Below are 10,693 nucleotides of genomic sequence, written 5' to 3'. Positions count from 1 at the left end.
CTGCAGAAATGTGGGAGAGTATGTCGCCGCCTTTTTTTAAAACCCTTATCTTAACTGATAAGGGTTTTTTTGTATCATAAACTCAATGTTTTCTTTCTATCTTTCTCAAATGATTAGAAACAACCAACTTCAGACTTTAATACACTCTTTAAATCCTTCGTATTTATTTGTTAGAATACTTTAATTGCCTTTCTAATAGATTGTCGAGACATCAGTGAAAAGTATCTTGAGAGGTATTTAAAATTTATTATAGTAATCTTATCTTGATTTGTTTTTATAAAGAAAAGATTCTTTTAGTTGAATTTTAGATATTTTATTACAGAGGAGAGTTTCTACATAAGTAGGCAAGTAACTATCTAATCGTTTTATTATGATTTAGTGATGAAGGAAAATTGGGATAAGAGATTTTTCAAAACCTATAGATGTATGCAATAAGTATAAAAAAATAAACCTCTTGAGTGATCAACTCAAGAGGTTTGTGAAACAAAAAATAGAAGCTTATTATTTTACAATAAGCTTTTTAGTAGTCTTTATATCATTAGATGTTATATTGATTAGATATAACCCAGATGCAATGTTACTTACGTCTATAGTATTATCAGCAGATAATTGCATATCAATTACTTTTCCTGTATTATCAAATACTTCGATTTCAATATCTTGTATTCCATTTGGAAGTTGAATTTTAACAATATCACTAGCTGGATTTGGATATAATGATAAACCAGATAGTTCATTTTCTTCCTCAACAGATAAAGTGTTAAAGTCAAATGTACTCATTCCAGAGACAGCAGAAGCATTTGGGTCTACTACATTTGCAAATTCTGCCATTCCATTATCAATCATATCCGCTTGCATGAATGATTTTAGAGGTGTTACTGTGTTTGCTAATGCAGAATTATTTTCCAATATATACATAGTTCCAGTTGTTGGACTTCCATTTACTGTAAACGTATACATATTAGAGTTCGTTGCAGCAGAAGGCGCAGGCAATGATGCAGGCGTTCCTAAAGTTTCTGTAACTAGATACCCGTCAATAGTCGGTTGTGCAACATTATTTCCATCAAAGAACGTCGCACTTGCGGCACTTCCTAAAGAAGTAGCCGATCCTGTATCAATGGTTACTCCATCTGGAAGTATAAGTGTAAATCCATAACTCTGAACAGAGGTTGCAAAGTTATTTGAACTTGTATTTGGTACTGCTTGTACTGTAAAACTGTACCCGCCGTTATGCATCAACGTATATGTGTATCCATCTTGTGCATTCAGCTGGAAAGCTAAAAGACAAATACAACTCACGATAAATATTCTTATTGTATTTTTCATAATATTAGTTTTCTGGTAATTGTTCTTGAATTTGATATGTACTAAAGTTTAGGAAATTCCCTGGATGTGCTAATACATTTTGTAATAGTATTGGTGTATCAGGACTTGTTCCAGTATATTGTGTATTTCCGTCCATGTTAATATCATTTGTATTATAACCATTTACTACATAAGTAGGGAAGTTTAAAAAGTTCCCAGGATCATTCAACACTTCTGATAGTATACTTGGTGAATCAGGAGTTGTTCCTGAATATTGTACCATGGTATCACCATTCGCATTTCCAGCCCATAATGCCATATCTCCACTAGCTAATTGTACACGTGAATTTGTTCCAAATACAGCAGTACTATTTCTAGTAAAATCTGTAATCCCTGTAGTAGCTACCGATAATGCTCTGGTAGTTTGTGTCATTACACCTAAGTGATTTCGATGTTTTACTGTAATAAAATAGTTGCCAGTAATTCCTCTTAAGATTACATCCGATGTTCCATCTAAGGCAACAATATCTCCATCACGTTGTACTAAAGCTGATGTACCATCAATAACAGTTGTATTGTTTGCGCTACTTCTGATTTCAATCCATACCCAATCAACAATATTATCTTCAGGAGTACCTACTCCAGAGATTCCTCCATCATTAAATACATTAGAGTTATTGATTACATCTCCAGCATCATAAGGACTTATTTTTGGAATTAAGTTTCCAGAACGTAAGTTATCATTCATCAAGTCATCATCAACAGAGTTTAAAATAGGACCCTGTAAGAAGACTACTGCTCGTACTCTTAGATCTACAACTTGATTTGGATCCAAGAATCCATTGAATTGATCAACATCAAATCCGTCACCATTACTACCTTCATAAAGTACAGATAATTGTAAATTATCAAGTGTCGTTGAAGGTAATAGTCTTAAAGAAAACCCATCACCGTTACTTCCGTCATATAATACCGCTAAATCTGTATTTTCAAGTGTAGTGGCAGAGAGAGTTCTATTAGAGAACCCATCACCATTACTACCATCATATAATACTGCTAAATCTGTATTTTCAAGTGTAGTGGCAGGTAATAGTCTTAAAGCAAATCCATCACCATTACTACCTTCATACAATACTGCAAGTGAAATGTTTTCAAGTGTAGTGGCTGTCAATATTCTATTAGAGAACCCATCACCATTACTACCTTCATACAATACTGCAAGAGAGATATTTTCAAGTGTAGTGGCTGTCAATATTCTATTAGAGAACCCGTCACCATTACTACCTTCATACAATACTTCTAATGAAAGATTGGTTAATGTGATTGATGAGACAATTTCTCGGTCAAATCCATCACCATTACTTCCTTCAAATTGAGCAGCAACTTGCATACTATACAGGAGAGAAATAGACAATAAGAAAATAATTCTTTTTTTCATCTCCTTCATCTTATGGTGCAGTTCTAGCAGCTCTAAATCCTAAACGGTTATTTCCAGAAGCGATTATTGATGCTCCGTCAAATCTATCTGAAACTCTAATGAAGTCTGATCCATTTAACCAGCTTCCACCTCTGTAACTATATCCGTCTCCAGTAGTATTGTTTGGCCAGTTAATAGCGGTACCATTTCCGGTAGAACTGATAATTCCATTTCCATGTACACCTGTAAAGTTACGACCTTGCACAGTTCCTACAGTTATAACTCTTTCATATAAATTTCCTGACATTTCCATAACACCGTAGTATGAACCACCAGTTTCTTCACGATTGTTATTTACAGCACTTGCAGCAAAGATTCCATTACGTAATGGTCCGCTAATTGTACCATTCGTATCGGAATAGATGGCATTTCCAGTATTTGTTTCTGGATTTGTGATTCGCTCACTTGAAAAACCTGAGTTGACTAAAGTATACGCGTTGGAAGCAATATTAGCACTTCCCCAAGCAAATTCACCTGGTTTAGGTAATATTGGTCCCCTACAGGCTTTTTCGTATTCCAATTCTGTCATAGGACGCATTCCAGTCCAATCCATATAAGCATTCATGTCTCCAGGGCTTAAATAACTACAAGCTCTGTCGGGTGCTGAAGTTGTGGCACTTGCAGAACCTCCTGTCCATGAAATCGTATTTCTACTAATTACTGCATCACTGTTTTTGTGAGTGGCATCAGTAACATCTCTGTTCGTTTTTTGTGTTTCTGTTAAACTATTGAAGAATCCTAACCATTGTGCTTCTGTTACTTCATATTTCATGCTATAAAAAGCACCAAATCCTTTAGGGTATGAAGCACTCAATGATCCTGTTTGGTCTCCACCGTTTGAATTATCAGCCGTATAGTATAAGTTTCCTGATGTGTTTGCAATAGTTAACACACTTTCAGAAGTAATTCGGTATGAAGAACTTGTTGAAAATCCACCAGAGTGAAATTTATTTGCTTCATCACCCGTAGTTCCTCCTACATAGAACGAACCTTCTGGTACATATACCATTTCTATAGCAAATACTTGAATGTCAATAATGTCATTCGTATCTGTAGAACCAAAGTTCCAGCGTAATTGTGTGTTTTGAAAATTCACGTTTCCGCTACCGTCAGCAGATCTGTAGATAAAAGCTCCCATTCCATCAGATGTAACATCTAAAGTAGATCCAGCTGCAGCTACAGAACTTGCTTGACTCACAATACCGTGTGTCCAACTTCCATTATTTACTCTGTATTTAATAAATACCCAAGCAGCGTCCCAATTTGATGGACCTGAACTAATTCTCCATGAGTTTTCCCAAAATAGGTCAAATTCTACATGAACCCAGTTAGAAACTTCATTTAAGTTTTCAAGTGAAATATTGTTCACTTGGATGTTGTTTGCTTTTGTATTTGTGCTAAAGGCAAAACAAATTAACATTAAGAATAGTGTAATTTTTTTCATTACTTTGATTTTGATTGTTAGTATTAGATAAATTGTATTATAGTTTTACATGTGCGCATAACGTACATTTCTTAAATTACATAGCTATCAAAATTTGGGGTGGGCTTAATAACGATTCAAATATATGTGAAGAAAAAGTTAATAAGTTCAGTTTTTGTATAAATGGAATCAAATGTTGTATAGTTTGTTTTTACTGAAAAAAGGTGAAAATCCCCTTGTTTGTTATCTATTTAAGAAACTAAACCGCATATACATATTTTTGAACCAATGATACGAACGGCGTCAGAAATTAACCCGAAAAGTGTACCTTTAGACTATAAAACCATACTTATGTTAAAAGCAATTTTAATAGATGACGAACCTAAAGCTCTTGAAAGCCTTTCATGGGAGCTAGATAATTTTAGCGACGAGATTGAAATACTCGCTACATTTACCGATCCGGAAGAAGCTTTAAAGTATATAGAAAAAACTCCATGTGATTGTCTTTTTTTAGATATAGAAATGCCCACTATGGATGGTTTTCAGTTCTTAAACATGTTAAAATCAAAGGATTTTGCTGTGATCATCACAACTGCTTATAATGAATACGCTATTAAAGCGTTAAAAGAAGAAGCGATCGATTATTTGTTGAAACCGATTGATATGGATGACTTGAAAGTAGCCATTTCGAAAGTGAAAAAATATATTTCTAGAAATGATGTTTCTACCGAAAAGTTTGAACGCATTTTATCTGATTATAATAGCCGATTCAATAAAAAACGAATTACCATCAATACGGATGGAAAACTAATTTTTCTGGACTTAGATGATTTACTTTTTGCAGAATCTGACGGAAACTACAGTACATTATATTTGACCAATTCAAAGAAAATAGTGCTGACAAAAAAACTGAAAGAAGTAAATGCAATGCTGCCTGATGAACGTTTTTTTAGAATCCACAATTCATATATTGTCAATTTAGACAAAATCAAAGAGTTTATAAAATCTGATGGCTACGTCATTTTGGTTTCCAATCATAAAATACCAATTTCAAGACAACGCAAAGCAGCGTTCTTAGAAAAATTATAAAGAAAATTTAAAGTGTATGTGCCAATTACCTAAGAATGTATTACTCATTCTTTCCCTCTTCTTATCTACCCTTAGCTTTTCACAAACTGTAGACAATACGTTGGTGAAGGAAGCGAATGCACTTTTACAAGAAAAAGTTAAAGAATATGGAGAAATAGATGGAAAACTGAGAGCTTATAAAAAAGATTCTCTAAAACTTCAATACATCTTAGACCTTTATAAAGAAAAGAAATATCTAGAAGGAGAAAGTTATACGCTAAATGCAATAGGCGAATATTGCCGAAATACTTCTCAATATGACAAAGCTATTTTATTCCATGACAAAGCTTTAACCAAAGCGCAAGAAGCCGAAAACAAACAACTACATGTACGATCATTGAATATGCTAGGTGTAGTGTATCGTAGACTTGAAGATATACGAAAAGCATTAGATTATCACCAAGAAGCATTAGTACTTGCAGAAAGTATCGAAGAACGTACAAAAGTTGTCAAGAAAAGTATTGCTGTTTCCCTGAATAGTATGGGAAATATTTATTTGGCTTTAGAACAATACGATTTAGCGATACAGCGTTTCCAAAAATCAATGAAAATTGAAAAGAGTGTCGATAATAAACTGGGCTTGGCAATTAATTACCATAATATTGGGTATGCTAAGGAAGCCACTGGAGATTTAGAAGGCGCACTTGTTGATTACAGAGAATCGTTGCGCTACAACAATGAGATTGATTCTGATTTAGGACGTCTTATCTGTAATTCTACTATTGGTAGAATCTACATTCAGCAAGAAAAATATCAAGAAGCCGTTAAAATTATTACCAAAGCCTTAAAAATTGGAGAAGGACTGCGAGACAACTTCCATCTTTCAGGCGTTTACCTTAATTTAGGTTGGGTATATCTGGAATTGAAAAACTATAAACTCGCGGAGAAATTCTTAAATGAAGGTTTGGAACTTTCGAAAGAATTCAATCTAAAAAGTGCTGTTGCAGAAGCCTATATGCATCTATCTACGTTGTCTCAAAGACAAGGAGAATTTGAAGAAGCTTTATCGTATAGAGAGCAATCATACGAATTGAATGAAAAGATTAGAAATGATCAAAATTTTAGGTATGTCAATGATTTGATTGTAAAGAACGATCAAGAAAGATACAGTCAGAAAATAGAAAATCTTGAAAAAGAAAACGCTACCGTAAAGGAAACGTTGCAACGAAATAAAAATATTTGGGTTACAAGTAGTGTAGTGTTGGCATTTTTGGCAATTATGATTTACATTTTGTACAGACAGCGTTTGCTAAACAATGAAAAGAAGATTTTAACGCTAGAACAAGACATGCTTCGAAGTCAAATGAATCCGCATTTCGTATTTAATTCGTTGAACTCCATCAAACAATATATCATTAGTAATGAGCAAAAAAATGCGGTACATTACTTGAATAAATTCGCAAAACTCATTCGTAAAATACTAGATGCTTCCCGCGTAAAAGTAGTTTCTTTGAGTGACGAATTGGAAACCATGGATTTGTACATGAGTATTGAAAACATTCGTTTCTCTAATGAGATTAATTTTGAAGTATTGGTTGATGAATCTATCAATCTTGAGCAAATAAAAATTCCATCACTTGTATTGCAACCTTTCTTAGAAAATGCACTTTGGCATGGATTATCGTCCAAAAAAGGAGAAAAAAACATAAAATTGTCCGTGTCAAAAACACAAGGAGATTTTGTGACTATTGCAATAGAAGATAATGGAATTGGTCGTGAAGCTGCACAAAAAATCGCAGCCAATAAAATTGTAAAACGAAAGTCTATCGGGATAACACTCACCAAAAATCGTTTGACAAATTTTGTAAAAGGTTTCAAAAACAGTTTTACCATTCACTTCATGGATTTAAAAGATCAATATGAAAATCCAAGAGGAACCGAAGTTGTTCTCAATATTCCGCTACGATAGTTTTTAGAGTATTAAATAATAGATTTTACTAATTGCCTCCGCGACTTCTGCTTCTACTTTCTGTAGCTCTTGATGATGTTATTGGACAACCCGGAACGGCTGAATAAGTACACTCTTCTTGTGTGTCGCAAAAACGAGTTTCTTGGGTTCCAGCAGCACCTCCCGTAAGTTGATGTAAATTTTCCATGCTGGAAATTGTCTTTTTCGTAAAATGAAGTTTTTTCATAAGGTTTCTAGGTTTAATTAAATAGGTATGTAAATGTATGCGATTGAACCTTATGAAAATAAAAGTTAGCTTGACAATTTATAAATTATCATATTTTATCTTCTTTAAATAGTAGGAAGGAGAGATGCCTGTTTGCTTTTTAAAAACTCTGCTAAAGGTTTCATGACGAGCAAAACCAAACTGTTCGGCAATATATTTTAGGGTGTATTGTTGATAGTGTTTTTCAGATTTTAATTTGACCAATACTTTATTAATTCGATATTCATTCAAGTAATTTGCAAATGATTTCCCTTTATATTCATTCACAATTTTGGAAAGGTAAGACGTATTTGTATCAATTTCTTTGGCTACGGAATTTAAAGTACAACTTACGGCTAAAAAGTATTCGGTATTTTCTAATTGTGCTAAAGAAGCTAAAATACGTTTCACTTCTACATCTTCAATTTTTTTAGTGTGAACTGTGGTAAGATTGTGTGTTTCTTTACGAGTTTTAGTGTCAATTTTTTCAAGAATCTCCGCTAACTTTTTACTATTATAACGATTCTTTCTATAATAAAATAACGCAACGATTCCGATCCCAATAATTCCAATGATGGTAATTAATAAAATAATTTTTTGTTGATAGGTAGCCTGAGTTTCTATCTGAGAAATCTTTTTTTCTAACACAGAAACATTATACGCATTCTGCAATTTTGCGTATAACTTTCGATTGTCTTGTTGCACTTTACCACTTGAGTTTTTGTATTTCTCAAAGTATTGATCTGCTTTCTCGTGATTATTTACATGAAAATAGTTTTTAGTGAGCAATAAGAAGATTTCAGCAGTGTCATTAAAATGAAAATCTTTAGTAGCTAAAAGAGCACTTGCTTTTTCGAGTATGTCAATAGCAGCTTGATGTGCTTTGGTTTCATCATGCAATCGTCCTAAATATAAGTACAAAAATATCTTCCATTTGGCATCATTGTTTTCTTCAAAATAGTGCAATGCCTCCTGAAAAGCTTTCAAAGCTTTGTCGTATTGTTTTGTAGCTTGAAACCATTGTCCTTGTGTGCTTAAGAACAGAAAATATCCAAAAGTATCATCGTATTGCTTGCTTTTCTTTAGTCCGGAGTCTACATAAAATTGCGTGGAGTCTAAATATTTAGCATTTGCTTCTACGCGAAACATATCTAAATATAACTCTCCAATAAGATGCATGGCACTAATTTCACTGTAGAACTCTTTTTCTTTTGCAAAACCTTTTAACGCAATATGTACATCTTTTAATGCTTCTTTAGGTGTTTGCAATTCTTTCTTGATGAGTGCAATATTATTCAACGCAACCCAACTCATATACGGATCGTCTGAATTTGCATTTACGGTAATGATTTTTTTATAATTAGAAAAAGCAGTCTCCAAATCTCCATCTTCATAAGCTATTGTTCCTTTCAAGTTATAACAACTGACAAGCATGTAGGAGTCATTAGCTTTGGTTGCATAATACTGAAGACTATCAATAGCTTGTGTTAAGTTTACTTTTTTTCCTTGTCGTTTATATGCTAAGGCGAGTTTGTAAAACGCTATATTCTTTTGATCTAAATCGTTCGATTTTCTAGCGATTGCCAACATTTTTTGCGCATATATTTCTAAGGATTTAAAATCAGTATTCTGATCCGTCATGAATAATGAATCGAGTTCATCGAATGAAAGTGAACTGAGGTTAAGTTGTTTTATTTCTGTTTGAGCAGATAATTCTAATGAAAGAAAAGAAAGTAGTATTAAGAAGTATCTGTAAATGCGCGGTAGGCTATTTTGTATCATTTGTTATAGCAAAGATTTATTCGCAAAATAGAGATATTGAATTGTTTACCAAAATTTCATTCCAAGTAAAACAGCGTAAAAAGCACTTTTTGACCAAAGAAATTTGACTTTTTATAAATTATCAAGACGTTTCATAAATTGGCAAGAAGCTCTTTTTTTTCTCTCAAAATTCCCCTGTTATTTAGCGGCATTGTTAACCAAACAAAACTAAAACAATGAAAAAAAAAGACCTGAAAAACTTGACACTGACTAAGAAAACCATTTCTAAAATAACCACAGAAATGTTGCAAGGAGGCGCTATTGATACCTTAAGAGCGTCCAAACCATACAGACCTGTTCCTATTTCGGCAAGATATAGTAATTGTGCATCGTATTGTTACGCGTGTCAATAACAAAACAGAATGAGCGGCTTACATAGGAATGCATAGTATTTCTATTTCTCTACATATTAATACCACAACAATTTATTACGAACCCTTTTAAACCTTATTAAAATGAAAAAGCAGAATTTAAAAAATCTAAAATTGACAAAGAGCGTTATTTCTCAATTAGAAATTATCAACGGAGGAGCGCAAGATCGTAGAACAAGAGGCGATGGCTGTGTTCCAGTTAGGCCATTGACTTATCAGCGTACTTGTCCAGTATCAGCATGCTATGAATGTTCATAATTATATAGTATTGCTTTAAAAGAAAGAAGCGACTGCAAGTCGTTTCTTTCGTTATAATGACTCATTATAAGCGGCTAATTCAAAAAATGGTTTTCTCCTACAATTCCCAATACTGTTTATCTATAAATCTTTTAAATCAAAACAAAAATGAAAAAACAGAATTTAAAAAACTTGACTTTTACAAAGAGAACAATTTCTAATATGAATGCTATCAGCGGAGGAGAAGCTCAAAGAACCAGAGGAGGTTGTGTTCCACCAGCATCTACAATGCCATGGGTAGATTCGTGCAGAATATCAGCATGTTATGAGTGTAAATAATTTAATATAGTATTGTTGAAATGAAAGAAGCGGTTTTTTAACCGTTTCTTTTACAAGTCAATACTTAAATTATTACAAGCGATTTAATTTCAATAGAATACACGGTTTCCCCAATAATTCTATAACTGTCTTTATTTTATGAACCTTTTAAATTAAAACCAAAATGAAAAAGAGAAGTTTAAAGAAATTAAAAGTATCGAAGAAAACGATCGCAACTATTCAAGAAACATTAATTAATGGAGGCGCGCGTCCTTCAAAACCAATTCCGCCTGCTTCAACGTTACAAGTACTTACTTTATGTAAAAAAACATTGTGTTTTGCTTGTGACTAATTCAAAGCGAATAATTACAAACTGAACTAAAATCAAAATCATGGTTGAAAATTTTCTCAACCATGATTTTTCATGAATTATCGTGTGCAAATTATATGAATGGCATCA

General features: G+C 33.1%; 11 protein-coding genes. 6 read left to right on the top strand and 5 right to left on the bottom strand.

The features are described from left to right. Positions 1–501 precede the first annotated feature (501 nt). The 3 genes from Q0845_RS26505 to Q0845_RS26495 are packed head-to-tail and all read right to left on the bottom strand — an operon-like array spanning position 502 to position 4,226. The gene (locus Q0845_RS26505; RefSeq protein WP_298520701.1) at positions 502–1,326 is read right to left on the bottom strand and encodes a T9SS type A sorting domain-containing protein; all 825 of its coding nucleotides are present in this window, start codon (positions 1,324–1,326) and stop codon (positions 502–504) included. 4 nt (positions 1,327–1,330) lie between these two features. After that, positions 1,331–2,743: a hypothetical protein gene (locus Q0845_RS26500; protein WP_298520699.1), complete on the bottom strand. Its 1,413-nt coding sequence runs from the start codon at positions 2,741–2,743 to the stop codon at positions 1,331–1,333. A 10-nt stretch (positions 2,744–2,753) separates the two neighbouring features. Next, positions 2,754–4,226, bottom strand: a complete 1,473-nt coding sequence (locus Q0845_RS26495) for an SUMF1/EgtB/PvdO family nonheme iron enzyme (protein WP_298520696.1) — start codon at positions 4,224–4,226, stop codon at positions 2,754–2,756. A 330-nt stretch (positions 4,227–4,556) separates the two neighbouring features. On the opposite strand from Q0845_RS26495, the gene Q0845_RS26490 reads away from it, so the two are divergent. Beyond that, a complete protein-coding gene (locus Q0845_RS26490; protein WP_298520693.1) occupies positions 4,557–5,294 on the top strand; it encodes a LytTR family DNA-binding domain-containing protein in 738 nt (245 codons plus the stop codon). 16 nt (positions 5,295–5,310) lie between these two features. After that, positions 5,311–7,242, top strand: a complete 1,932-nt coding sequence (locus tag Q0845_RS26485) for a tetratricopeptide repeat protein (RefSeq protein WP_298520690.1) — start codon at positions 5,311–5,313, stop codon at positions 7,240–7,242. Between the two features lie 28 nt (positions 7,243–7,270). Here the strand turns inward: Q0845_RS26485 and Q0845_RS26480 are convergent, their stop codons facing one another. Then, complete coding sequence (locus tag Q0845_RS26480; protein ID WP_298520687.1) at positions 7,271–7,468, bottom strand: hypothetical protein; 198 nt, start codon at positions 7,466–7,468, stop codon at positions 7,271–7,273. Positions 7,469–7,546: 78 nt separating this feature from the next. Beyond that, positions 7,547–9,268 carry a helix-turn-helix domain-containing protein gene (locus Q0845_RS26475; protein ID WP_298520683.1) on the bottom strand — a complete coding sequence of 574 codons (1,722 nt, stop codon included), beginning with the start codon at positions 9,266–9,268 and terminating at the stop codon, positions 7,547–7,549. Between the two features lie 215 nt (positions 9,269–9,483). On the opposite strand from Q0845_RS26475, the gene Q0845_RS26470 reads away from it, so the two are divergent. The 4 genes from Q0845_RS26470 to Q0845_RS26455 all read left to right on the top strand — a co-directional run bounded on the left by Q0845_RS26470 (position 9,484) and on the right by Q0845_RS26455 (position 10,585). Then, positions 9,484–9,660 (top strand): hypothetical protein, encoded by a 177-nt coding sequence (locus tag Q0845_RS26470; protein ID WP_298520680.1) that lies wholly within the window; start codon positions 9,484–9,486, stop codon positions 9,658–9,660. Positions 9,661–9,762: 102 nt separating this feature from the next. Further along, entirely contained in the window at positions 9,763–9,936 is a 174-nt protein-coding gene (locus tag Q0845_RS26465; protein ID WP_298520677.1) for a hypothetical protein, read from the top strand. 147 nt (positions 9,937–10,083) lie between these two features. Continuing rightward, positions 10,084–10,254, top strand: a complete 171-nt coding sequence (locus tag Q0845_RS26460) for a hypothetical protein (RefSeq protein ID WP_298520674.1) — start codon at positions 10,084–10,086, stop codon at positions 10,252–10,254. Between the two features lie 163 nt (positions 10,255–10,417). Next, positions 10,418–10,585 (top strand): hypothetical protein, encoded by a 168-nt coding sequence (locus tag Q0845_RS26455; RefSeq protein WP_298520671.1) that lies wholly within the window; start codon positions 10,418–10,420, stop codon positions 10,583–10,585. Positions 10,586–10,693: the final 108 nt, after the last annotated feature.

Origin of the sequence: uncultured Kordia sp. (genome assembly GCF_947489565.1) — a bacterium.
GTDB lineage: Bacteria > Bacteroidota > Bacteroidia > Flavobacteriales > Flavobacteriaceae > Kordia.
The sequence above is the reverse complement of the archived record's forward strand: the minus strand, read 5'-3'. Positions and strand labels throughout refer to the sequence as shown.

Excerpts from the sequence above, each read along its gene's own strand:
- Q0845_RS26465 (WP_298520677.1), top strand. The coding sequence starts at position 9,763 with ATGAAAAAGCAGAATTTAAAAAATCTAAAATTGACAAAGAGCGTTATT.
- Q0845_RS26455 (WP_298520671.1), top strand. The coding sequence starts at position 10,418 with ATGAAAAAGAGAAGTTTAAAGAAATTAAAAGTATCGAAGAAAACGATC.
- Q0845_RS26490 (WP_298520693.1), top strand. The coding sequence starts at position 4,557 with ATGTTAAAAGCAATTTTAATAGATGACGAACCTAAAGCTCTTGAAAGC.
- Q0845_RS26500 (WP_298520699.1), bottom strand. The coding sequence starts at position 2,743 with ATGAAAAAAAGAATTATTTTCTTATTGTCTATTTCTCTCCTGTATAGT.
- Q0845_RS26460 (WP_298520674.1), top strand. The coding sequence starts at position 10,084 with ATGAAAAAACAGAATTTAAAAAACTTGACTTTTACAAAGAGAACAATT.
- Q0845_RS26495 (WP_298520696.1), bottom strand. The coding sequence starts at position 4,226 with ATGAAAAAAATTACACTATTCTTAATGTTAATTTGTTTTGCCTTTAGC.
- Q0845_RS26475 (WP_298520683.1), bottom strand. The coding sequence starts at position 9,268 with ATGATACAAAATAGCCTACCGCGCATTTACAGATACTTCTTAATACTA.
- Q0845_RS26470 (WP_298520680.1), top strand. The coding sequence starts at position 9,484 with ATGAAAAAAAAAGACCTGAAAAACTTGACACTGACTAAGAAAACCATT.
- Q0845_RS26505 (WP_298520701.1), bottom strand. The coding sequence starts at position 1,326 with ATGAAAAATACAATAAGAATATTTATCGTGAGTTGTATTTGTCTTTTA.
- Q0845_RS26485 (WP_298520690.1), top strand. The coding sequence starts at position 5,311 with ATGTGCCAATTACCTAAGAATGTATTACTCATTCTTTCCCTCTTCTTA.
- Q0845_RS26480 (WP_298520687.1), bottom strand. The coding sequence starts at position 7,468 with ATGAAAAAACTTCATTTTACGAAAAAGACAATTTCCAGCATGGAAAAT.